This is a genomic window from Pseudoalteromonas luteoviolacea, from assembly GCF_001750165.1.
Taxonomy (GTDB): domain Bacteria; phylum Pseudomonadota; class Gammaproteobacteria; order Enterobacterales; family Alteromonadaceae; genus Pseudoalteromonas; species Pseudoalteromonas luteoviolacea_G.
Map to the genome: position 1 here is coordinate 3,454,444 of NZ_CP015411.1, position 25,205 is coordinate 3,479,648.

20 protein-coding genes are annotated in these 25,205 nt (G+C 40.4%); 12 read left to right on the forward strand and 8 right to left on the reverse strand.

What is annotated here, in order from left to right; translation table 11 throughout:
- Window positions 1-5: 5 nt before the first annotated feature.
- Window positions 6-620 (forward strand): penicillin-binding protein activator LpoB, encoded by a 615-nt coding sequence (locus S4054249_RS14505; protein WP_046356059.1) that lies wholly within the window; start codon window positions 6-8, stop codon window positions 618-620.
- Window positions 610-1,605 carry an LPP20 family lipoprotein gene (locus S4054249_RS14510; RefSeq protein ID WP_046356060.1) on the forward strand — a complete coding sequence of 332 codons (996 nt, stop codon included), beginning with the start codon at window positions 610-612 and terminating at the stop codon, window positions 1,603-1,605. Before S4054249_RS14505 ends, S4054249_RS14510 begins: the two co-directional genes overlap by 11 nt.
- Window positions 1,606-1,724: 119 nt before the next feature.
- On the opposite strand, the gene yejK is transcribed toward S4054249_RS14510, so the two are convergent.
- Window positions 1,725-2,735, reverse strand: coding sequence for a nucleoid-associated protein YejK (gene yejK, locus S4054249_RS14515; protein WP_046356061.1), 1,011 nt, complete (start codon window positions 2,733-2,735; stop codon window positions 1,725-1,727).
- Between the two features lie 66 nt (window positions 2,736-2,801).
- Here yejK and S4054249_RS14520 point away from each other — a divergent pair, with 66 nt between their 5' ends.
- From S4054249_RS14520 to S4054249_RS14545, 6 genes are all read left to right on the forward strand, one after another.
- Window positions 2,802-3,014, forward strand: coding sequence for a DUF1414 domain-containing protein (locus S4054249_RS14520; protein WP_046356082.1), 213 nt, complete (start codon window positions 2,802-2,804; stop codon window positions 3,012-3,014).
- Between the two features lie 4 nt (window positions 3,015-3,018).
- Entirely contained in the window at window positions 3,019-4,512 is a 1,494-nt protein-coding gene (locus S4054249_RS14525; RefSeq protein WP_046356062.1) for a DUF3413 domain-containing protein, read from the forward strand.
- Between the two features lie 96 nt (window positions 4,513-4,608).
- Window positions 4,609-5,082 carry a hypothetical protein gene (locus S4054249_RS14530; protein WP_046356063.1) on the forward strand — a complete coding sequence of 158 codons (474 nt, stop codon included), beginning with the start codon at window positions 4,609-4,611 and terminating at the stop codon, window positions 5,080-5,082.
- A gap of 233 nt (window positions 5,083-5,315) precedes the next feature.
- The gene (gene aceK, locus S4054249_RS14535; RefSeq protein WP_046356064.1) at window positions 5,316-7,049 is read left to right on the forward strand and encodes a bifunctional isocitrate dehydrogenase kinase/phosphatase; all 1,734 of its coding nucleotides are present in this window, start codon (window positions 5,316-5,318) and stop codon (window positions 7,047-7,049) included.
- Complete coding sequence (locus S4054249_RS14540) at window positions 7,046-7,984, forward strand: LysR family transcriptional regulator (protein ID WP_046356065.1); 939 nt, start codon at window positions 7,046-7,048, stop codon at window positions 7,982-7,984. The genes aceK and S4054249_RS14540 overlap by 4 nt, the downstream gene beginning before the upstream one ends.
- Window positions 7,984-9,456: a carboxypeptidase M32 gene (locus S4054249_RS14545; RefSeq protein WP_046356066.1), complete on the forward strand. Its 1,473-nt coding sequence runs from the start codon at window positions 7,984-7,986 to the stop codon at window positions 9,454-9,456. The genes S4054249_RS14540 and S4054249_RS14545 overlap by 1 nt, the downstream gene beginning before the upstream one ends.
- 22 nt (window positions 9,457-9,478) lie before the next feature.
- Here the strand turns inward: S4054249_RS14545 and S4054249_RS14550 are convergent, their stop codons facing one another.
- On the reverse strand, window positions 9,479-9,841 hold the full coding sequence (locus S4054249_RS14550; RefSeq protein WP_046356067.1) for a hypothetical protein: 363 nt from the start codon (window positions 9,839-9,841) through the stop codon (window positions 9,479-9,481).
- 140 nt (window positions 9,842-9,981) lie between these two features.
- Between S4054249_RS14550 and S4054249_RS14555 the strand changes: the two genes are divergently transcribed.
- The 3 genes from S4054249_RS14555 (at window position 9,982) to S4054249_RS14565 (ending at window position 12,336) form a co-directional block, all read left to right on the forward strand.
- Window positions 9,982-10,845, forward strand: a complete 864-nt coding sequence (locus S4054249_RS14555; RefSeq protein WP_046356068.1) for a hypothetical protein — start codon at window positions 9,982-9,984, stop codon at window positions 10,843-10,845.
- 107 nt (window positions 10,846-10,952) lie between these two features.
- A complete protein-coding gene (locus S4054249_RS14560; RefSeq protein ID WP_046356069.1) occupies window positions 10,953-11,363 on the forward strand; it encodes a hypothetical protein in 411 nt (136 codons plus the stop codon).
- A gap of 61 nt (window positions 11,364-11,424) precedes the next feature.
- Window positions 11,425-12,336 carry a M14 family metallopeptidase gene (locus S4054249_RS14565; protein WP_046356070.1) on the forward strand — a complete coding sequence of 304 codons (912 nt, stop codon included), beginning with the start codon at window positions 11,425-11,427 and terminating at the stop codon, window positions 12,334-12,336.
- A 25-nt stretch (window positions 12,337-12,361) separates the two neighbouring features.
- Here the strand turns inward: S4054249_RS14565 and S4054249_RS14570 are convergent, their stop codons facing one another.
- On the reverse strand, window positions 12,362-12,952 hold the full coding sequence (locus S4054249_RS14570) for a CBS domain-containing protein (RefSeq protein WP_046356071.1): 591 nt from the start codon (window positions 12,950-12,952) through the stop codon (window positions 12,362-12,364).
- Between the two features lie 449 nt (window positions 12,953-13,401).
- Here S4054249_RS14570 and S4054249_RS14575 point away from each other — a divergent pair, with 449 nt between their 5' ends.
- Window positions 13,402-14,358, forward strand: coding sequence for an FHA domain-containing protein (locus S4054249_RS14575; protein ID WP_046356072.1), 957 nt, complete (start codon window positions 13,402-13,404; stop codon window positions 14,356-14,358).
- A gap of 24 nt (window positions 14,359-14,382) precedes the next feature.
- Here the strand turns inward: S4054249_RS14575 and S4054249_RS14580 are convergent, their stop codons facing one another.
- The 5 genes from S4054249_RS14580 to S4054249_RS14600 form a co-directional block, all read right to left on the reverse strand.
- Window positions 14,383-14,904, reverse strand: a complete 522-nt coding sequence (locus tag S4054249_RS14580) for a DUF962 domain-containing protein (RefSeq protein ID WP_046356073.1) — start codon at window positions 14,902-14,904, stop codon at window positions 14,383-14,385.
- 238 nt (window positions 14,905-15,142) lie between these two features.
- Complete coding sequence (gene recD / locus S4054249_RS14585) at window positions 15,143-17,032, reverse strand: exodeoxyribonuclease V subunit alpha (protein ID WP_046356074.1); 1,890 nt, start codon at window positions 17,030-17,032, stop codon at window positions 15,143-15,145.
- Window positions 17,032-20,559: an exodeoxyribonuclease V subunit beta gene (recB, locus tag S4054249_RS14590; RefSeq protein WP_046356075.1), complete on the reverse strand. Its 3,528-nt coding sequence runs from the start codon at window positions 20,557-20,559 to the stop codon at window positions 17,032-17,034. The genes recD and recB overlap by 1 nt, the downstream gene beginning before the upstream one ends.
- On the reverse strand, window positions 20,546-23,830 hold the full coding sequence (gene recC, locus S4054249_RS14595) for an exodeoxyribonuclease V subunit gamma (protein WP_046356076.1): 3,285 nt from the start codon (window positions 23,828-23,830) through the stop codon (window positions 20,546-20,548). The genes recB and recC overlap by 14 nt, the downstream gene beginning before the upstream one ends.
- A 122-nt stretch (window positions 23,831-23,952) precedes the next feature.
- Window positions 23,953-24,981 (reverse strand): GGDEF domain-containing protein, encoded by a 1,029-nt coding sequence (locus S4054249_RS14600; protein ID WP_046356077.1) that lies wholly within the window; start codon window positions 24,979-24,981, stop codon window positions 23,953-23,955.
- Between the last annotated feature and the right edge of the window lie 224 nt (window positions 24,982-25,205).

Sequence of the window (25,205 nt, forward strand, 5' to 3'; positions counted from 1 at the left end):
TTGTTATGAAATGTAATAAGACCTTACTAAAACTTACTCCACTATTTGTAGCTTGTACGCTTGCTCTTTCTGGTTGCTCATCAACCAAAGTTCAGCGAGTTGATGCAAATCAAGAGGTTGCATTATCTGACAAGTGGAATGCAAAGGACTCTCAACTCGTTGCTGAAGCCATGATCAATGACATGTTAAGTTTTCCATGGGTAAACGATCACTTACAAAGAGAGGGCTCTAAACCTGCTATTATCATCCAATCGGTACGCAACAAATCGCATCAGCACATCGCTGTAGATACTTTTTTGAATGATTTAAAACGTTCAATACTGCGTAGCGGTCAAGCAGATTTCGTAGCAAACAAAGATGTACGTCGCGAAATACGTGAAGAGAGAAAGGACCAAGAGCTGAACTCAAGTCTAGAAACTCAAAATGAAATGGGGCAAGAATACGGCGCTGATTATGCACTTTCAGGCACTATCAACTCTTTCGTTGATGAGCAAGGTGGTGATCGTGTCACGTTTTATCAAGTTGACTTGCGCTTAATAGACATGACTACAAACCGTGAGGTATGGAATGGACAGAAGAAAATACAGAAACTACAGGAACGTTCACGTTTTGGCTTCTAAACCGCTATTAGCGACATTTATCACTGCTGCTTTTTTGGCAGGTTGTCAAAGCAACTCCGCAAGCCAAGTGCAACAAATTGCTACGCCTCAGTGGATCTCTGTAACGCCCGCTTCTAGTTATATGGTGTATGGAGTTGGAAGCGCGCACAATACAGGCGATTTGCAGCAAGCTAAACTCGCGGCCCAAGAGTCCGCCCGCTTAGCATTAGCAAAACAGCTAAATGTCACGATATCCGCTAATACGACGATCAGTCAACAAGCAGACAATAAATCGATGACATTTCATATTGACGAATATATTCAATCACAAGTACCCAATATCCAATTACAAGGGGTAAAGATAGAAGATGAATATATCAGCGCTGACAATAAAACACTGTACGCATTGGCAGCATTTAATCGTACTGAAGCCGTTATGCAAACTGAGCTGTCAATTAACGCCATCGATAACGAGATCGGTCACTTCCAGTTATCTCCTACGCAAAGTAAGAGTTTGGCAATGAAAAACGCAGTAGCGTTAAAAGAACTGGGGGTGAAGCGAGATAAGTACAACAACTACTTGCAAATGCTTCAAGCTGCGCATGTCAGTATGCCAAATCCTGTACGTACCAAACTGGAATTGGCCGATGCACTATTAAATGACATTAGCTTCAGTATTAATACAGACAGTAACAAACACCTAAAAGTCAGAGATATGCTTGCAAAAGCACTGACCAGCCAAGGGATTAAAATCACAAACCAAAACGCTGATTTCGATTTAAGCTTCCGTGTTGATTGGCAAAATATGAAAAAATCAGGGACGTACTACAGCCTTGCGGAAAGCTATCTTGTGGTTAAAGAACAAGGCGAAGAAAAAGCTCACTTCAATGCTAAGGTGAAAGGTGCTTCAAGCTTTGAAGACACAGCCAAAAGTAATGCTATGGGCAAGCTGTCGGATAAATTAGGTCAGCAATTAGCACACTTCCTTGTAACAGGAAAACCCTAACTAAACGCTTAGTTCTGTTACAACTAAGCAGGCCTGAACTCAATGCAGCATTGAAATCAGGCCTTTTTTACCACTTAGAAATGAGTCCAACTTTGTAACGTCACTTCATCAAGGCTTTGTTAATTTTCTTGAGAATATTTTTCTAGCTGATCTTTTAAATTGGGTGGTACACCTTTGATCGTTAAAGTGTCGCTAACAGGATCATAGATCACTCGCTCGCCTAAGTGCTTACGTTCGAACCCCACACTTACTCCGCCACCCATACCTGAAAACTTCACCATGGCTGTCACCGTCTTTTTATCAAGCGGAAATGACTCTTCGAGCTCATAGCCTTGCTCTTTATAAAAGTCTTCAAATTGAACATCTGAGGATTTTGATAATGTGTCAGATAAGCCTTCGATATCAGCGTCTTCCCCACTGTTGATACAGTCGTTACAATAATCGAATACCTCTTTTCTAATCACATCTTTTTCAGCTTTTTCAAATTGCTGCTCAGCCAAGTAATCCTCTACTGCATGTAGCATAGTCTGAGACTGCTGCTTAGGATCTACGCCCTCGGCACAGCCCAAAAAGTCTAAGAAAAAGTCAGCCACTTTTCGCCCAGCACGGCCTTTAATAAAGGAGATATAGCGATTTTCTTCAGCCTGAGTATCCCATGCTGTTAAATCAATACGTGCAGCTAACTGCATCCTAGAGATATCCAAATGTCGTGAACTCGCTAGATCTAGCTCTGACGTAATAGAATAGTGCTCTTTAATGCTAATTTGGGCTATTAACATATAATCGCAGCCGACATATTGATAATGACAAAAAACTAAATAACCAGTTTCATGAAACGCATATTTATTGAGCTCCTCTTTTAACACTTCAGTTGCCTGTTGTGTCAAGTGCCAAAAGCCAAGCTCATTATTACGGTAGCTTTGCATTGCTGATGCAACTGTACTGTTTTTATCACCATCGAACGCACAAAACCCTTTTCCTGGTTTTCCATTATATGCGTGATGCAATTGCTCAATAAAAACATTGACCCGATCATTAATGACCATTTCGTCTTCACGTAAATGGATTTGCGTTTCTTCGTCTTGCTTGTCTACATAATGTACAACAAGCTTTTTCACCTCAATGCTCATCTTTGTTTTTAACGCCTCTGGTGTTAGAATATGAAGAATTGTAACTATATTAATTTGAACCAACCGATGCCAATTCAGTCTAAATATTCCAATGAACAAGTAGAACAAATTGTTGATAGTTTAATCAATGTACTTCAAGAGCACAAAGCACCTGTCGACTTAAGTTTAATGTGTTTAGGAAATTCTATCACGCACATCTTAAAAGAGCATGTGCCAGAGAGTAAAAGACAAGACGTCACAGAAAATTTTGCGAAGGCGCTTACTCAATCGGTAAAGTAACGGAATGAATCTAACACCACACAGTCCTTTTTCTTCTAAAGTAAGTCAACTGCTAAGTTGGGGACACTGGTTTACCTTTGCTAACATAGGGCTGGTGCTTATTATTGCACTGGCTTATTTAGCGGCAGATGCAGCACCTAGTAGTGTGCTTGGCTGGGTATATATGCTTGTTACCTGGGTCAGTCATACAAGCTTTATTACGTTTTGTGCGTTTGTATTAACCGTGTTTCCACTCAGTTTAGTATTCCCTTATCCGCGGCATATTCGTGGAATGGCAGCACTTATTGCAACATTTGGCATATCCATACTATGTCTCGATGCATTTGTATATTACCAACATGGTTACCACTTAAGCTTTCAAACTTTGCCTGAAATAATCACTCTTTTGATTGGTATGCTAAATGGCATGTCAGTACTTACGGGTGCACTAATACTCCTTGGGTTTTCAGCTATTTTTGGTTTTGAGTTAGTTGTTGGCAATCACGCGTGGCATCATTTAGAAAAACTAAAGTCTTATAAATTTCCGAAGCAAGCAACCGCTTTCTTGGTGACGTGCTTTGCGACGAGTCATTTAATGCATGTATGGGCAGATGCAAACAATTATTTTGACGTAACAAAGCAAGATAATGTTCTACCGTTATCCTACCCTACAACGGCAAAAACCTTACTTGCTAGACATGAGTTACTAGATTTAAATGAATATGAGCAAGCGAGAACTGTTCGCTTAGAAAATGCAACAACCCATTTTAATCCACCAAAGAATGTCCAGTCTTGTGAGTTTAATGCACCAGCAGTAGATATTTTTGTACTCGATACCGTATTAAAAGATACCCCTACACTTCAAGATGAAACAGTGATTAGTCACTCACAACTATTGGTGCCAACTGATACAAAGGATCATGCTTTTAATTTAATATATGGCTTGCCAGCTTATTATCGAAATACCATCACGGAACAAAATTTACCGCCCGTCTGGAACATCAATAACGTGTTATCCGTTGCGTCTGAGAGTACTTTTGACTACCTCAATCATCAAACTGATAATAGTAAGGTTAGATTTCACTTTATCTCTGAACTGCCAAAATTAACTGGAGATACTTCATTTATTATTATAGAACCCCCATTAGGGAATGAAATTGTCTCACAAACTACATTACACACAAACTTGCCTTATTTTTCTGACCACAAAGGACTTATGCAAGGTACAGATATTATGGTGACTTTGTTAGACAAACATTTTGAATGCGGTTCCCTTGCCGAACAGACTATGATAGGAAATGTTGTGGGTGAAAGCGAATTGAACCAAGGTGTAAATTATTCACAAGGGGTCTTAATTACGTATAAAAAAGACCGTATTATATTGGTTAATCATGATGGTAGGCACAAGCAAATATCGGCCAAAGAAGGCTTCCCAATTGAACAAAAAATGGATATTCCTTTCCTTGTGCAAAGCATTAAATCCCTCAAAAAGTTTACAGTAAAAGCACCTAACCTTTAATTAGGTGCTTTTCGCGCATTCATCTATTTTAATCCACTTATCTATCTTATTTTCGTCTATAGTTAAACATTGCGCGACAACAAGGAAACGTCTGCTATGAGATTTGCTTTAATTCTAATTTTGTTATTGTTTTTTAATAATAGTGACGCAAAAACCACTGTGTCATATTATAAGTGCGTAACAGATAAGAGCACTATTTTTAGTCAACATCCATGCTCCAATAGCGCACAGCAGTACACACTAACGCATTCAGATCCTCAAGCAAAAATCCCCTCAGAGCAACACTTTAAAACGCTCAATGAAATAGAGCGTAAGCAAATTATTCACAATCTTAAAAATGCCTTACGCGCAAAAAAACAGCACGCAGCAATCCTTGGACGAAAACGCGATGAAGCAGCAAGAGAGCAGCAGAGACGAGTAACACGTTTGATGGATGATGACAAACGCAAAGCAACCGTCAAAGACGTAAAGAAACAGCTCAAGTCTATTAATAAAGATTACTTACAGAGAGTTAAAGTGCTCAATAAAGAAATCGCTAAGATTGAAAAAAAGCTCAAACGGCTGCAATAAACACTGGAAATTATTACCTCTGTAGTAAACTATTAGCCTGCGTAGCAATATCAAGGCAAATCTCTGTGAAGTTATCGTGATATCGGCTGACAATATTTGCTAATTCCCCATAGTTCGAGCTAGAGTATAACTATCGACTGAAAAACACATTAAGCATTAAATACAAATAGTTTAGATATAAACACCTTAGAAAAATAAAATTTAGGATTATTAATGCGCTAATAGGAACCTACATGGGCCCTCAAGAAATTGCTTTTTTAATTATTTCAGGATTTAAGAAACATTATTCAATGTTTCAGGAAATGACAGCAAAAATACCTAGCGCATTTTTAACACAGCAGTGGTCAATCATAGAGCGGATCAGCAAATTACGTATTAGTCATTATGACGAACGAGTACAAGAAACTGTTAATATTCTCAAACTTCACTTCCCCTCCAACCAGATAAATAACAACTTATGGTACCAAGTTAAGCAAGCATATATTGAGTTTCTTGTATTCCATCCTCAAGCAGAGCTCGCCGAAACATTCTACAATTCTGTGTTTTGTCACCTTTTCCACCATAATTACTTTAACAACGACTTTATCTTTGTTGACAGTGCACAGTCGACAGATTCACAGCTGCCTGAGGAAGCCGAGTATCGAAGTTATTTTCCTGTTGTAGAGGGGTTGCAGAAAACTATTGAGAAGATCATATCAGATACAGGGTTGCTAGGTGAGTTCTACGACTTTAAGCTAGATATTAGACTCCTGCAAAAAGCTTTCTTAAAACAAGCACCAGATACGCACCACCAGCACTTTAAAATGCGTTTTGACATACTTAAATCGCCTTTTTACCGCAATAAAAGTGCCTACATAGTGGGGCGAGTCGTTTCTTGTTCTGGTGTACAGCCTTTTATTGTTGCACTACTACATCACAGTACAGGGAAGCTAAAAATAGACGCCTTAATCACACATGCATCACAAATGAGTGTCATCTTTGGTTTTGCCCGAGCCTATTTCTTGATTGAAACCCATGCACCGTCCGCATTGGTGAGGTTTTTAAACCAGCTTATGCCGAGTAAAACCCCCGCCGAACTATACAACTCTGTAGGATTTCATAAGCATGGTAAAACAGAGTTTTATCGCGCATTTTTACGACATCAAAACACCCATAAGGAGCGCTTTTCAATCGCACCTGGTACGCCAGGTATGGTGATGCTTGTGTTTACATTGCCCTCCTTCCCTTATGTATTTAAAGTTATCAAAGATCAGTTTGCTCCGAGCAAACCTTTTGGTAGAGACACTGTCTTAGCCAGATACCAATTAGTCAAAAATCATGATCGGGTTGGCCGTATGGCAGACACACTTGAATACTCAAATGTTGTGATCGCAAAAGACCGTATTGACGCTCAGCTTTTACAAATGATTAAGGAAAAAATAGCGCAAAGTATCATAGAAGATGACGAATTCATTACCATCAAACACCTATACATTGAAAGACGCATCACTCCGCTCAATCTCTATATACAAGATGCAACTGATGAGCAAATTGAGCATGTAATAAAAGACTATGGAGATGCCATCAAAGAAATGCTACAAGTTAATATTTTCCCAGGTGATATGCTGCTGAAAAACTTTGGTGTTAGCCGCCATCATCGCGTGATCTTTTATGATTATGATGAAGTACAATATCTTACTGAAATGTGTTTTAAAGCATTACCTGAAACATCGCTTGACGATTTGTATTCTGGACAGAGCACCCTCTCTTGTGCGCCTAACGATGTATTTCCCGAGCAGATGTGTACATTTGTACTGACAAACCCTAAACTCAAGGCTGCTTTCAAACGTTTCCATCCTGAACTTTTAACACCAACATACTGGAAAAATGTTCAAAAGGATATAAGACAACACATCACGAAACATGTTTATCCGTACCCTCAACAGCAGCGGTTTGGACATCACAATAACAAGAAAGGAACATTGTGAATATTAGTAAAATCGACCTTAACTTGCTTGTATACTTAGACACCCTTCTCAGAGAGTGTAATGTAACACGTGCAGCTAATCAGCTAAGTATTACACAGCCAGCCATGAGTAACGGTCTGAAACGACTCCGTAATTTATTCAACGACCCCATTTTAGTTCGCACTAGCGAGGGCATGGTACCAACTGAGCGAGCACTTGAACTACAGCCAGTCATACGCGGTATTCTGATGACGTTAGAAGAAACGTTAGCGCCTAATAGAGAATTTGAAGCAAAACAGAGTAAACGTGTATTTAGAATTATGGCTAGCGATTATGCCGCAAGTACACTTGCGCCTAAATTACTGGCTAAATTGCACAATGAAGCGCCTGATACGACGCTTGATATCCTCACTCCCAGTGATGTTACCTTTCACGATGTTGAGAATGGCAAAGTTGACATGGCAATAAACCGCTTTGAAAATCTGCCACAATCTTTTCACTACAAACAAATTTGGAAAGACAGCTTTAGTTGCCTCGTAAAATCCGATAACCCAATCAAAGAAGATTTTACGCTAGATGCCTACTTAAACGCTCGCCACATATGGGTAAGCAAAACTGGATTTGGGGTCGGAGTAGGAATGAACCCCGAAGATGTACAAAAATTAGGTTGGGTTGATGAGGCACTTTCGAACTTCGGAAAGCACCGTAATATTGCTACTTTTACACGAAATTACCATGTCGCCATTCACCTAGCAAAAGAACAGAATCTGATTGCCACACTTCCCTCAAAAGCTGCGAATATATATAGAGATGATGCTTCATTAGCCATTCTAGAACCACCTTTCCCTATCCCACCATTTGAGCTGGATATGATTTGGAGCCCATTACTGCATAGAGATGCAAGCCACGTTTGGCTAAGACAGAAAATTGCTGAAGTCGCAGAGGAAATAAAGTAATGGTAAGCAAAAGTTATCAAAAACTAGTCGAGCATTATCGAATAATTCATAACTTTGAACATCTCAGCGCTGTATGCAGCTGGGATCAGGCAACCATGATGCCTTCTGGAGGCTCTGATAGCCGAGCAGAAGCGATGGCAGAATTAGCAGTGCACCTTCATACCTTGCATAGCGCTCCTCAATTGGCAGAACTTTTTGACAACGCTAGAGATGAAGAATTAACACTTTCACAGCAAGCTAGCGTACGTGAAATGTTTAGGGTATGGCAGATGAAAACTGTTTTACCACCTGAGCTTGTCAAAGCAAAGAGCCTTGCAGGCGCAAAATGTGAGCATCAGTGGCGTACTCAAAGGGGAGAAAATGACTGGCTAGGATTTGTCAAAAATTTCGAACCTGTTGTCGCACTTAGTCAAGAGGAAGCACAGGTACGTGCAGCTGCATCAGAGCTTACACCTTATGATGCCATGTTAGATATCTATGAGCCCGGTATGCGAAGCGCTCAGGTAGATCTCCTATTTAGTGATGTCATCTCATGGCTACCTGACCTGATCCGGACTGCAAGTACAGACAATAACCCCACCACACATGCAACATATCCCATACTAAAACAAGAACAGCTTGCCCACGAGCTGATGACACTGGTTGGGTTTGATTTTAATCACGGCCGACTGGATACAAGCGTACATCCATTCTGCGGTGGGACCAGTCAAGATACCCGTATAACTACACGCTATGAGGAAAAAGATTTTATTAATGCTATGATGGGCGTGATCCATGAGACAGGGCATGCTTGCTACGAACAAAACCTTCCAAAGGAACTGAATAAACTGCCTGTCGGCAAAGCGCGTTCCATGGGTATTCATGAATCTCAATCACTGTTTTACGAAATGCAAATTGCCAGAAGCAATGAGTTTATCGCGCTTCTAAGTGAGCGCGCAGCGCACTACTTTCCTGAGCATGCATCCCTTAATACGACGAAAAACCTACAAGCACAGCTCCAACGAGTTCAGCCCAGCTTGATCCGCGTCGATGCAGACGAAGTGACCTACCCTGCACACATCATTTTACGCTATCAAATAGAAAGAGACCTAATGAACTCAAAGATTGATATCGCAGACATCCCTGAGCTATGGGATTTAAAGATGTCGCAGTTACTGGGCATTTCTACAAAAGACAATTACAAAGATGGCTGCATGCAAGACATCCATTGGACAGATGGCAGTTTTGGCTACTTCCCGAGCTACACGCTAGGTGCAATGTATGCCGCTCAATTTAAACATGCAATGGCCAAAAATATTAACGTGTCAGAACATATCAAGAGCGGAGATTTCTCTGCAATTTATAATTGGTTAAATACACATGTCTGGCAAAATGCGAGCCTCATGAGCACAAACGAACTCCTAATCCAAGCTACCGGCGGTGAGTTAGATCCCCGCTTATTTAAGTCTCATCTGCAACAACGCTACACTTAATTGCGAGTAAGCTAATATATAGCTATATATTAGCTTCTGCCTTTTCTCGGTTTGCTGTATTTATTTTATTAATTAAAAATTGAGCTGTATCTTTAAGGGGTGCATCTTCTATTTGTTGCATGCGTTGATCTATAAAGCTTTGTAACCTGTTGCTTTTTAATGCTAACAAGCACTTAGAAATAGACTCATCAATATAGTCATTCAATGAAATCGATGCATTCCATTGCAGAGAATTGGCCCATTGTAAAACATGACTTAACTCGCTAGGTCTAATTTCACCACATACACATTGCGACATCAGTGCAATATCAAGCAGAGACTCTTTTTGTAATTGCTCAACACAAACTCCACTGTCTAAATGTGATAATAGTTGTTCAAACTTCATTATTGACTCCTTCAATTGACGGTATGCCTAAAATGCTATCTTAATGAACATATAAAACTACGCAGTTATTGTCACTTAAAAAATATACAAGTTGTCATCCATGCGCTAGCCTTAAAACTGGGCAATTAAAATGGTAAAAAATGTCCAAGATACTCATTTATTTTGCACTGTTAATCTTCAGCTCTTGCAGCCACTCCCTAGCAAGTGACATCATCGCTGTCCCTGTAAATAGGGATATTTTTAGCTATGCACAAACTATTCTCGATAATCGAAGCATCAAAGATGTATCCCCAGATATATTCGATCATCCTTTATGTCAAAGAGATGTAGTCGACTTAATCGTTATTCAAAGGGCACTTATTGAAGGGAAAGCAGATGTCACTTTGCAATTTTTTATGATTGACCACGAAGAGCGTGAAGAAATCCTACTTCAAGCAGGTATGTCCATCATTAGCGTTGATACATTGTGGCTTTCACAAGCAAAAGCTTTGAATAATAGTGTCTTTATATCATCTCCCATCATAAGAAAAGGGGAGTATTATGCGGGTGTTTACACATCAGAAAAACGAGCCGATATTCTGAGTCAGAAGATCCAGCAAGATTTTTCACAAGTCACAGTCATTAGTAACAAAGCATGGACCGTTGACTGGTCAACACTCATGCAATTAAAACCCAAACAATTATTTAATGAATCAGACTGGACAATTATGGCACGCTTAGTAAGTAACGAATGGGTCGATATTATGCTCATACCATTCAACAATCAAACCCCTTTCAGGTACACTGGAAAAGGCTATACTGTCAAAGCGATTAAAGGTATTAAAGTTGCACTGCAAGATAGCCGCCACTTTGTGATCAGCAAAAAGCATCCTGATAGTCAAGCTATTTTCAATTCTCTCGAATTGGGAATAAAACAACTCAGAGCTTCGAAATTCATTGAAGAATCCTATCGCAAATGCGGATTTCTCAACATTTTGGTTGATAAATGGAGGGAAATACCATAGAAAAATCGTGTTTTTAACAAATCATGCTCAGATTCATATTTACTCCATTTTGTTCCAATATCTTTCCCAAACTTAAAAAAAACACAGATATAAAATAGGAATTAAAAATGAAAGAGCTTAGGCTTCAGGTTAATATTTCATTCTACATACTCGTTCTAATTGTCTCATTAGTATTGCTTAGCGCCGCAAAACTATTTTTAGAAATGCAATTATCTCAACTTGCTACATTACAATTTATTATCGCGGTTTCAGCACTTTTCGTCGCCCTAGTGCATTTTATGCTTACTATCTCGGGACAGAAGAAGGTGACTATCTGTAATCAAGGTTTCTCCTACTTAAACCTCTTTGCAAAAAGGCAATTTATTCCATCAGAGGAGATCCAAAAACTAACTACAAGAAACGCATTGGGACTCCGAGTAATTCAAATTCACACCTATGAAAAAACAATCACATTGCTGGCATTTAAGATTACTAAAGCACAAAAAAGGTCACTCGCTCAACTTGGTTACTTGGCTTAAAAGTTTGCCATTGATAAATAATCAACTTAGGATGCCCTAAAAATCTGATGAGAGTTAAGTAATGTCGAAGCAATATCAAATAGGCACTTCAGGGACCCCTTGGGGAGACACAGAGAAAAAGCTTTGGTTGAAGTCTCAATCAAAAAAACGCTGTTACAAAACGCTTGTTATCAGTGAGATTCAGGCTTTGAGTGCCTTATGCGATATAGAAGAGTACGGCCTATTGAGTTATCAAGATGATAGCTATCCACTTTTCGCGCTAAAAAGTAAACATATCAATACCGAACTACCTACTATACTGATTACGGGTGGTGTACATGGTTACGAGACCAGTGGCGTTATGGGCGCTATAGCATTTGCTAAATACCAAATGTCTAGCTTTACAGATAAGTTTAACTTTATCATTTTGCCATGCATTAGCCCATGGGGTTTTGAAACGATCAATAGATGGAACCCAAATGCAATCGATCCTAATCGCTCTTTTTACAGTGATAGCCCAGCGCTAGAGTCTTATCATGCGATGCAATATATAAATCGAAGCTCCGCAAATATCATCGCACATATTGATCTTCATGAAACAACAGACACAGACAATAGCGAATTTCGCCCTGCGCTGGCCGCACGAGACGGTAAAATAAATAACAACTGGAATATTCCCGACGGATTTTACTTGGTCGGTCATTCGCAGAAACCAGAACCTGCATTTCAAAAGTGCATTATTGAGACCGTACAACGAGTGACACATATCGCCGATGCTGACGAAAGTTCACAATTGATTGGCGTTGATATTGAACAATTTGGAGTGATCAATTACGACGCAACCGCTCTTGGACTATGTATGGGCTTCACACAAGCACCCTTTGTAACAACAACTGAGGTTTATCCCGATAGTCAGAACACCACCGAACAAGAGTGTACCGACGGCCAGGTTGCTGCCATTATCGGTGTTATCAAATACTTAGATAGCCTCTAAAGTTTCTGGTATGTAACGGCTAATATCAGGCCGTTACTTCTCCATGTTCGTAAATAATTTCAAAGATCTCTTTAAATGAATGCGCTTTTTGCAAAATATTGACTGGTATATGCAGAGCACGCGCTATATCAGAAGCAGAAATCATGCCTCGCAAAACCTGATTTCTGTCCATTAGAAGGACATGTTGGTGCCCAAGTTCTTTTAAGGTTTCTAAAATATCACCGATCCGAGCATCTTTGACACAATCATAATACATTGCATGCAATTCACTTTTCTTGGTCATTACGTCTTCTACTGTGAGATCTGAGCGCGCTACATTACGCTTCTGCGCTGTCATCAAAACTTTTCTGCCAGTTAAGTCCTTAGAATTAACAACTCCCACAAACGTGTCGTCATGATCTATGACCAATTTACACCTAACATGGCCATTTACCATCATGAACAATGCATGATCAATATCCACGTCTTTTAATATCATTTGCGGTTGTCGCCGAGTAAAATCTGTAACAACTTGCTCTGCTGGACTGAATACCGATAACGGGTTACCTTCATAATGCTCACAAAACTGATAGATCCCTTCCAGCTTAGTCGTATTTAATAATTTAAACTCACTCATATACCACCTCTTGTGGACTTATAATCCGACTTTATATAAAAAAGCATGGTTCATTGTTCAAGGGAACGCAAGGCTGATTAAAGGTACGATGACATCGTAGCAAAGTGCTGTAATCCGCTGTAATAGATAAAATAAGTTATTCTCCCTACAATGGTTTTATCAGTTAAAGAACTAACACAATAACAGGCTACAAATTACAGCCACACTTGCAGATTTCCCTTTAATGGTGCTCACGTAAGTGAGCCCACTTTTATGATGCTACTGATAGAGTAATCAGGCGTAATTACTCGCTTAACCGCTTTAGGTAATGTATACGTTCTTGTTCATCTTGAATTAATTAATGCGAGCGGTACTTTTTTCTAGCGAGGCACGCCTCATATCAGGTAGAATTTCTGCAAATAATACGTGCTGCTAGCCTTTAGCAATTATACGGAAATCTAGGAAAATTTATGGCTTACTTAATCGATGAGCTTAAGCTCGAAAAAATTTATCTAAAGAGTTATCATACCTTTGGGCGGTACAAATTCAATGTTGATACATTTCTAGATAAGCCTGGTATATCGAGACACCATGCTATCATCGAATACACGAATGATAATTGGCTCATTCGTGACGTAAGTACCAATGGTATCTGGATAAATGACCGAAAAATTGATAAAAATTTACCCTACCAGTTATCTGAGAATGATAAAATCGATTTCGCTGCTCCTAGTCAAAACTCATTTGTCGTTGGCAGTCTAAATGCGAATTGCCAATACTTTGTTTCGCAAAATAACCGTAACAATGTAATTGAAATCGAAAATCAAATGCTCCTTCCTAATGAAGAAGAGCCAAGTCATATTGTCTATTACGACGCTTTACTTAATTACTGGTTTCTAGAAGACCTAAACACGTCAGATCGCCAAGCACTCATCGACGGAGGGATCACTAATCTATTTGGTGAGCAATGGCTGTTTTTTTGCGCAGGGATCTCTACAATGACGAAACATTTAGAGCAACAACCCGCTGTGAAGCCGTTAGCACTCAGTTTCGCGGTTAGCCTAGATGAAGAGAAAACAGAGCTTTCTTTGCATGTGGAAGGTCAAGAATTCAATTTAGGCAGCCGCAGCCATCACTACTTGTTATTGCTACTTGCTAGAACAAGGATTGAAGACAAACAAGCTGGACTTGATCCTGAGTCTCAAGGCTGGGTTTACAGAGAGGATCTGGCAAAACAACTTGGTATTCAAATGAATCATATGAATATCATGGTCCACCGAGCGCGCAAACAGTTGAGCGAAACATCCCCAGATAAAGCACCTGAAGCTGGATATATCATTGAAACCAACAATGGCCAACTGCGGTTGAACTGCCAAGACGTAACCATTCTAAAAGGAACTCAGCTCGAAACACGTATGAGCCTTTAACCACTCTAGCGGGGCACCTATCACCTAATTTCGATAGGGCCCAGCTTGTGAAATTATATTTTCCTCTAATCCCTTCATTAATCCCAACTTAAATAAGACCTCTACTAATACAAATAAAGGACCAATCAAAAGGCCGATTAGGTCATCGACAAAAGCAGGCTTTTTTCCCTCATAATAATGACCAATAAACTGCACAACCCAGCCAATTAAAAACACACCAAGCCCACCGAAATAAAATATAGTCACCGGTACGCCTGATTGAATAAATTGAGTGTAAAGCTGCATGGCAAGTAAGTTTCCAAGAGCCAGCATACCTATCATGACCACGCCTAACCTCGGAGACAAATACAAATAATAAAAAGAAACTGCAGTAGTCAATAAGCTAGACAACGTAATTTGAATACCACTTAATTCAAAAAGCGGTATAAACGTCAATAAAATCACTGACCAGACTATTAAAGGAACACCTATTAAGTGTGTACGGATGTTACGGTTATCCCTATGATAGAGGGCATATTGCACCAAATGACTCTCTAAACTTTTCATCATGACACTCATTCAGAGTAAATACTTTAACTTTATCTAGCGCTATAAATGAACAAAAGTCAATAAGGGATAAGGATTCTATTGGTAAAAGGCTAACTCAAGTCAGTCGTAATAAAAAAGGCCGCCTACGACTTTGGCGGCACATTCACTGGGCAATAAAAAGCAGGTTTATCATCTATTTCTGCTTTAGTCATAACCATAGACTAATATCGTAACGAAACAAATAAAAAACAAAAAATTAATCTTTTAGCAACCTAAATCGTAACCCAGAGCTCCTACCGACCGTTTTATTCATCGCTAATCTAAGAACCTGAGGTTGGCAGATCAATTCAAAATGATTCTTAGCACGTGTGATCCCTGTGTATACGAGCTGCCTATTAATACCCTGCCTTGCTCTTTGAATTGGTGGCAATATCATCGCTGTATAATTAAATTCAGAGCCCTGAGATTTATGAATTGTCATCACGTAAACCAAATCATGGCTGGGTAAACGGGCTGGGTTAATTGAGCGTAATGTCCCTTGTTCATCCATAAAAGTCGCAAATAGCTGTCCACTACTGTCTGGCAAAATAATACCTATATCGCCATTAAATAACTTTAGTTGATAATCATTTTGGGTGATCATTATCGGCATGCCAGAATAGTAACGACTATATGGTTTTATTAAATTCTGCTGAGCAAGCTTGTGTTCAATGCGCTTATTCAGCTCATTAACACCATATGGTCCCTCGCGTACGGCAGCTAAGAGCTGATAATTAGAAAACAACTTATGTATCTGATCGGCACTTTTCCCCGCATGGATAGCTTGTAGATAACCACTATAGGCTGCGGCAGCACGCTCGATCATCTCTAAATAGGATTCATTTGAAAGGCCGTACAAGCTTAACTCTGAAAAGTCTTGATGGATAACCCAGTCAAGATGTTTATGATCGTTGTTATTAACAGCACCTGCCAACTGGCCGATACCACTATCACTTTTAAAACGATGGCTATGCTGCAAAAATGCCATCACATCTTGTAACAGGAACTTACCACTGGTGCCAGACAACTTTGGTGCACCACCAAAACATACTTGATTAAGGAAAGCTGCTCTATCCGATGAATATTTCGGATTGTGACCAAGCTGTAAATCAGTACATAAATCGTTAAGAATGCAACCGGTGTCAACAGAAGCCAACTGGTCCTTATCACCCAATAAATACAACCTAGCTCTTTCAGGTAACGCCGAAACCAACTTACGCATGAGTGATAAATCAACCATGGAAGCTTCATCCACTATCAACAAGTCTAAATGCAAGGGGTTCTTATCATGGTGCTTATATTTATTACTGTTGGGGATCACCCCAAGTAAACGATGGATTGTCTGTGCGTGTTCAGGTATTAAATCTGCTAACTCTGGTGCCAAATTTAACCGCCCTTTCGCACCAATAATTGATTCGCTCAGCCTTGCTGCTGCTTTTCCTGTCGGTGCCACCAGCTTAATATTGAGTGGCGCTTTGGCATACAGTGACTGTAACACTGCCAGCAGCTTTGTGACGGTCGTTGTTTTCCCAGTACCTGGACCGCCCGTAATCACACAAAATGCACTTGAGGCAGCAATAGCACACGCCACTTTTTGCCAATCTATCGTGTCTTCAACTTGCTCTGGAAAATAGATATCAAGTAGTTGAGTCAACTGAGTTAAATTAAGATCAATCTTGCGATGAGCCAATGAAATAAAACGCTCAGCTAAAAATGCCTCATAACCAGCCAATCGCGCCAAATATAACTGACCATTGAACAACACTATAGGCTTACTGTCTCCAACTGCAGGATGAGAATTAACAGATTCTAATGCTTTCACTTTGTCATTAAATGGAGTTAATTCAATCGGTTGCTCAATTTGTTCCACATTTAACTCAAACGGGTTAAACCAATCTAAATCATCGAGTATTAAACAACTGTTTTGGCTTTGCTCTGCTTTTAATAACAACAAAATGAGGTAAAAAACATCATCATAGAGCCCATTACACAGCAGCTTAGCCAATGCAATATCGACACTTCTTACTTTTCGCTGTTCAATCAGAACCTCTAAAAACAACATGTCGTCAAAATTGTGCGGTGTAAAGTCTAGTGAAATTTGTGACATTACAGTGCCTCCGACTCAAAAAGCGCATCAAGAGTTAATAACTCTTCTTCAGTCAAAGATTTGAAGAAAACACCACCACCTTGAGGCAGTGCTCTCAAAAACAAGTAATAAACGCCGCCCATATGTGTCTCGATTGAATAATTCGCGATGCGGTATTTAAGTAAACGATGCAGAGCAACACTATAAATCAAATACTGCAAGTGGTATTGATGAGACGACATTGCTGACATTAAATTATCATCATTGTAATCGCGTAAGTCATCTCCCAAGTAATTTGACTTGTAATCTAGCACGAAGTATTTACCTTCCCAGCGAAAAATAAGGTCAATAAAGCCTTTTAACATGCCCTTTACCTCATCAAACTGTAAATAACTTGGCTGGCCTGTTATGTCCGTTAAAACTTTATTTAACTGATTTGCTCTCAGCGCCGTTAGCGGCAGATGAAACTCCATTTCAACTAAACAATCGGCGGGCGAAATACGACTTAATGATAGGTCGCCGGCTGCCGTCAACGAGCAGGCTAGGCTTTGCTCCACCCACAAAACGACGCATTCCTGCCACTGCGTATCAATTTGGTATTTTTCTAAACATGCCTCAACAACATCACTCAAAGGTAGTTTTTCAGGCGCAATGGGGTCATGTGGAGCAGTAAAGTCAATTTGCTCATAAATTTCATGAAGGCAGCTTCCCGCTTTAGCACCTTTCACAAAGCTATATGGCGTCTTAAGCGGCGTTTGTGCGAGTCTAGGTAAATCTAGTTCATGGCGTTCATCAAGCGCACCTGCAGGCCTATCATCGTGATGTGCATGATAACTTAACTGACTGAAGCTAGTTGTACGCCAATTTGTTTCGATAGACGCTGTTTGTGTCTTAATTGACAGGTTTTCTGGCAATAAAGTTTTCTTTTCACCAAAATACGCTGATTGTGGCTCCGTAAAAACCTCCATAGACATGCCCGTATGCTGTTGACATATATGCCCTAACGCTTGATGCCATTGTTGCGCGTCTTTAAAATCACAGCCACCGAATAAAGCGTAACCAAGTGCTGTCTGACCAATACCGAGCTTTTTACTTCGCCCTAGGGGAATATTAAACAGTCCTAATTCGCAATAGTGCACTGCACGTGTCAAAGCAACATAGAGCAGTCGAATATCCTCAGCGAGACGCTCTTTTGATGCCGCTAGTGTCGCATCATCATCGGCATCTAAATCAATGACTAATTTATCATTTTTGTGGTAAACAATTTCGCTTGGGTCACGGTATCCAAGCGCAAATGGCATGAAAACGATCGGATATTCAAGGCCTTTTGACGCATGCATAGTGACAATTTTTACTAAATTAGCGTCACTTTCCAAACGTAATTGCGCACCGTCAAGCGTCGCTTCAGCACACTGAATACTCAACCACCTCAAAACACGTTGAGTCCCTTCCAGCTCAATTTGTTTGTGTTGCAGTAATTCTGCAAGATGTCGGTAGTCTGTCAACCAGCGTTCGACTTCATAACCATTATCACGCCATGTATTTGCTAGTTGATTACGCACCATGAGCTTTTCTAACATTGCCATTGCGCCACTTTGGTACCAAATGCGCTTTAACTCTGCAAAAAAGTCTAAATAACTTTGCCACTGTGTCTCATGCTGAGAAAGTGTATAAACCTGTTCATAATTTAATGAAAACAGAGGGCTTACTAATACTCCTCTTAAGGCTGCTTCATCATACGCACCATGTAGGACGTGCAAAAGTTGATTTAACGCGCCAGCAACTGGTTGAGAAAATACACTATCTCTGGCCAAGTATACGGCGCTTACGCCACATCCATGTAGCGCCTGTTTCATCACTGAAGCTTCATTCCTATCCCGCACTAGCACACAGATATCAGCCGCTTTAACTGGGTTATCGCCTATCATCACTTGCCCTTGCGCAGAGCAAGAAAGCAACGTAGCAACTTTTGCCGCAAAAGTTTGTGCGAGCGCTTGATGCGCATGGGCTTTGCTTGTCACCTCGCCAGCACTATCAAATACACAAAAGTTTAAAACATGATCGAAATGGCCTTTGAGAGACTGTTGATGTGACTTGCCTTGAGCGTCAACGGCATAAAATGGAATATCATCATTGAATATAAAGCTTTGCTCGTGCTGAGAAAAAACCGCATTGATACTATCTACCACAGATTTTGCCGAGCGATAATTTTTAGCTAAAGTAAAATGCCGACTCTCATCTACCGCTTGCTTTGCTGTTATATAAGTAAATATATCTGCGCCACGAAACCCATAAATCGCCTGCTTAGGATCACCTATCATAGTCAAAGCAGAGCCGTCAGCCCCCTCATATATTGAGCTAAAAATACCGTATTGGATAGGATCAGTGTCTTGAAACTCATCGATCAGTGCGACCGGAAATTGTTGAACAATTTTTGTGGCTAGTATTTCCCCCGATTCACCTTGCAATGCGCTATATAAATTACTCAACAAATCATCTGGTGATATCGTACTCTGAGTTTGTTTATGCTGCACTAAAAGCTGTTTGACCTGCACCAATGCATCTTGCAATAACGCTATCGGTAATAGATTTTTCACTTGATGGTGCAAGTCCGCCATCTCATCAAATAGCGCGATCATGTCATGAGAGATAAGCTCAGCATTTTTTTTATAATTTTTGGCATCGCCTAACTGTGCACTCCCCCACAAGTTAAACGAATGCTTACTCGTACCAAACTCAAAATACCACGCATCCGAGGCAATATAATCGTCTAATGCGTTGATGTTTGCCGCTCGCCCTGGCGCTTTATTTTTAGCCAGGCTCGAACCCGTTAAACAAGCAATAAATTCGCTTTCGCGCACAGCCTGTTTGAACCCCGCAGCTCGTGCTTGATATTGTGCTCGTGCAGACAAGACTTCTTCAAGCCTGACGTTTGGTGAAAGTGTTGCACCTGCTTTACCAAGCAGCGGTAGTAACTTTTTCATCAAACTCTGTGGATGCGAGAAATGCTCTAAGACTAGGGCTGTCTGCTCCTTATCTAGGGTATATAAAAATTTTCTCCAATGATCTTCCACTGCGGTTTTTAACAACTCAGTTTCATCAATAATAAACTCTAAATTAAAACTTAAATTTGACTCAAAAGCATGCTGCTTTAGCATCCTCTGACAAAATCCATGGATTGTAAAAATTGCCGCCTCGTCCATCGATTTTGCTGCCGCATCTAACAGTTTAAACGCAGCCTTTTTATCTTCGACTTGTTCCAACAACGCGGGGATCAGCGGATCTTTACACTCAGCCCCTAGCAGGGTATCTCGAGCATCTATGATCCTAGCACGCACTCGATCTTTAATTTCCTGAGTTGCAGCGTCAGTAAACGTCACAACCAGTATCTGTTCCACGCTCAAGCAAGTGGCGTGCTGAGAGTCTGCAAGACCAAGTAAATATCTAAGATACAAGGCAGTGATAGTATAGGTTTTCCCCGTTCCTGCACTGGCTTCGATTAAGTTATGACCATACAGTGGCATCGTTACCGGGTTAAGCATCTCCATGCTGCAGCTCCTTTTCTAGCGCAATAATTGGCCCTAATAAAGACTTGCTGAGTGACATGAACTCTTCCATACAAGATTCTAACTCTCTAAAATTCAGTGCAACATAGGGATCCTCAGATTCACCCATACCAATATATTGACCACCCGCAAATTTTAATTGCGCTTTACCTATATCATCCGTACTTGCAAATGCATAACTAGAGGCAGGAAAAAATGGCACAGGTTGGGCAGTCAATTGTTGGTAAAAATCAATCCACGTCTCTAATAACTGCATTGCACTCGATTTATCTAGGGGCTCAAAAGTGACTTGCTCATCTAAGCCAATTACGGTCGTACTCATTGCCGACACAGTGATATTAGCGAGTAAATGATAAATAAAAGCCCTTATTTTATCTTTCGCTTTAATACTCGCAGGTCGGTAAAAGACCTGCTCGTTAGCAAATATCTTGTCGAGCCAGCCAACCATTTTAATGCCTTTGATTTCTATACTCACGTCTATAGGCGCTTGTGCGTTAGACAATTTGGATTTCAATACGCCCACCATTGGTATAACACGCTGTGCGAGTAATTCTAATTGTATCTCGCCAACATAAGCTTGAGGTAAATGGCCTCTCTGTAGCAGTTGCTCTGAGCTAACTGGTACATTGTTTATCTGCGCATCTACAATTTCTTGCAAGTATTGATAGCGTGTAAGAGGATCTAAAGAAAATGGTTCAGTATCATCTTGATACTCACGGGCTGGATTAATTTTTACGCCTAAGCAATTTTGATAAAAATAGCTTTGTGGTGCAGTACATGCGCGCAAAAACTGAGTTAGCTCTAATTCACTAGGCAGTGCCATAGCTAACGGTGATGCTTTAACCACCGCTTGCTCTGCTGACTCAAACAACCAATTTGGATTAAAACTTTGCAATACACCTGGTTGATAATGCAATGCGTTAAAAGGTTGAAGTGGTACTTGATGTTTCAGGTGTTCGCTAACCGGCGTATCGCTGTCGATAAATTGAAAACTGCGATCGATGTATTCAAATAACTCACTGACTAAAACAGAAGGAACCTGAACCTCATTATTGAAACATGAGCGGCCAATGTAACTTACGTAAAAATGCTGCCGCGCACTCAATAAAGCTTCTAAAAAGAGATATCTGTCATCTAATTTACGTGAACGGTCACCTTTTCGTCGAGAAGATGCCGGTACCAAGTCAAAGCCGATAGGTTGAACTTGTCGGGGATAATCAGCATCATTCATGCCAAGCAAACACACCACTTTAAATGGCACCGCACGCATCGGCATCAGCGTACAAAAATTGACTGCGCCAGATAAAAAGCGCTGTCCCACCCCTTTCTCTTGGATCCCTTGTTTAACTAAATAGGCCAATACCCTTGGCTCCACAGGTGATCGCATATCGCCACTTTCATAGTGTTTTTCGATCCCCTCAATCACCTTATTTAGCTGCATTAAATCCCAGCTTTGCTCGGCTTCCTGATGGTAAAAAGTCGTCAAGAGCATCCGCAACATCTCAGCCTGGTGTGCTAAGGTGCCAGATTTATTTAGCTGCCGCTTAACGCTGTTCAATGCATCAATAAATGCCACCAGCTTACTCAAGATATTAATGGCCATGCCCTCAACTAAATCAGCAGGATAAACACCGCCAAAATCCGTTTCTTCTTGACCTGTTGCCACACCTAACAGCAATCTATTTAAACCATGAAGCCATGTGTTTAGAGGAATTTCTGGTAGCCCATGTTCAGCTTTATTTTCGCCATCTAACCCCCACTTAATCACAACTTGTTCCAACCAATATTTAATTTGTTCAAATTCAGCAGGCTCTAGTTCAAAACGGCTTGAAATCGCCTCTACTGCCAACAAATCCAAAATATCTGAGACACCAAAACGACTAAACGGCAAATTTACTAACGTCACGAATGAGGACAATACGGGCTTTTCTTGTTCTATGGCCATATCAGCTAAGGCATATGGGATATATCGACTCCCTTGAGCACTGCCAAATATCGCTTCAATATAGGGACTATAAGCGCCCACATCTGGCATCATGATAATCACGTCTTTCGGTGTCAGGCCCTCATATTGATTGAATAAATTCAACAGATGATCATGTAAACACTCTACTTCCCTAAGCGGTGTGTGGCAGTCTTGCAAATAAATACTATTATCATGCTTTTGTATAGTCAGTTTCCCTTCATCACTTACAAACCAATTGGGGTCCGCTTGCAAAGACTCTCCCTTAAAGGCCAATTGGTAGATCTCATTTTGGATCTGCGATAATAATGAGTCATTAAAATCCTCTACGAATCCATCTAGCCAGCGCGCATCCAGCTGCAATAACTGTTCAAGATAGTCTCTACCAAGTTTTCCCCATGATGACAGCAATGGGTTACCTACATTGTAATAGTCTTGCTCCTCATCTAAATTGGCATCAATTTCTGGTCGCTTGACATATTTCGCGTGGATTTTTGCCTGTGTTTTCTCATCAACCAAATCCCCCCAATAATGCTCACTGGGATTAAAGAAAAATAGTAAAACTTCCGTTTTACTGGCTAGGGCTTGAAAAACCTCAAGTTGACTGGTTGGCATTGCCGATAACCCAAAAATAGAAATGCGTTCTGGCAATTCTGCACTATCCGCATTCGCAAGCGCCGTGAGTAGCTGCTCATGCATATTAGCTCGGTTATATGGGCTTTGGCCTAATTGATGCGTATGCTCAACTAAAGTTCGCCATAAATCAGGTTGCCAGCGCGCAATTTCAACATCGACATCTAGTAACTCATCAGTACCAGATTCCCAATAAGCCAACCAATCTGGTCGATACATCAAATATTGGTCATAAACATCGGCAATTTTTTCACACAATGTGAATAGCTTTAAGCCGTCTATAGGATCTTGCTCAGAAGCCTTATCGGCATTTAAATAACTAGCAAGTGGCAAATATAAAGGTAGGGATAGCTTAGTAGGCAGTATATTATATAACTTCCATGCCATATTATTTTTGTTGTAAGGAGACTCTGCTGGCACATCAGGTAAAAATTGCTGATAAAGGCGCCAAATAAAGCTCAAAGGCAGGGGAAAGTCTACTTGCGCTGCAATTCCAATATGTTCGCTCAATCCATTTTTTAACCACTGTGACATACCCGGAGATTGGACTAACACGGTTTCACTGACAAATGGATCACTCAAAGGTGCAGTTTGCATCACAGTATTAAACTGAATTTGCAACGCTTCCATACGATTAGATTGAATTATATGCAACATTTTAGTTTAGCTGAAAGTCGATTAGATTGAACAGTTTAAGAGAAATACACAGGGTATGACAGAAAAATGTGTATAAGCAGCCACAGTCAGGTCACTACATAGTCAAAGTCACCTTAATCCGATTAGAATAAATCAATATCACTGCTTTCAATATGATCTGTTATTTGCTTGCGAGATATCAAGTCTTCATAAAAACCTACCTGATCACGTCCATGTTCTTTCGCAAAATACAATGCTTTATCCGCATTTTCTAAAACATTAATCGGAAAATCATAAGGACTGATACGAGCAAGACCAACACTCACAGTTAACTTTTTAATAAACGGAAATGACGTCTGGCGTACGAGCTCTAAAAATGCATTCATTTTTTGTTTTATTGACTCATAATCAGCAGGCTCAAATACAATTACAAACTCTTCACCACCGAAACGGAACAGTAAGTCTGTAGAACGAAAAAAGTCCTGCATACGCTGCGCCAATATTAGCAGAACCTCATCACCGCAAACATGACCATAGGTATCATTGACGCTTTTAAAATGATCAATATCCAGCATTGCCAGCCATGATGTTGCACCCTGATGTAAAGTCCGCAAGTCAGACCCATCACGAATAGCACGATTTTGTTCCAGCATTTGCTTTTCAAGAAGCTGCTTTAGCTTTTTATCGAAAGTTTGACGATTCAAAAGGCCAGTAAGCTTATCCCGCTCATTCTCGCGCAATATCGTCAGATAATTTTCGTAGATACGGATAAACGCATTCAACATCACTTGTTGCGCACTATCCAACCCCCGACATTGTACCTCTATAGCGCCAACGGGCTTATCATGGATCACAATCGGTAACCAACGCCGCTCTGCACCTGCCGCATCTTGCATCGTAATGCTGCACGCTGACTGCAAACAAGAGCTCAGCTCTGCATGGGGATTATCCAAAATCACCCTATCTAACCACTCATACTCGCCAACGTCATGTACCATAAGTGCAAGGCTGCGCTCCACGGTACACGGCCCATGCCCCTGAATCGTTTTGAACACTGAAATACGCTGACAATTTATAAACTCCTGTATTGTCGACAACAAGCTATATTCCAACGAATCGATGTCACGTGTTTTCGTTATTTTTATAACCGAATTTAATAGTTCTTCTTGCATCGCTTGCCTGTTCTATCTGTTCAGTTATATACCTTCATGATTATTTGAGTGAAGGTGTACTAGATCGTCACATATAAGTATTGGTCAGAAAGTATGGAACAGCAATGTCACCAAGCAAATTACTCTAAATTATTCATCCTAAAAGCTTCCCGTACTGCTTTGCCCTTAATGTCTTGGTACACACTGTGCTGATAGGCAATTCGAATACATGGTTTGCATGATAA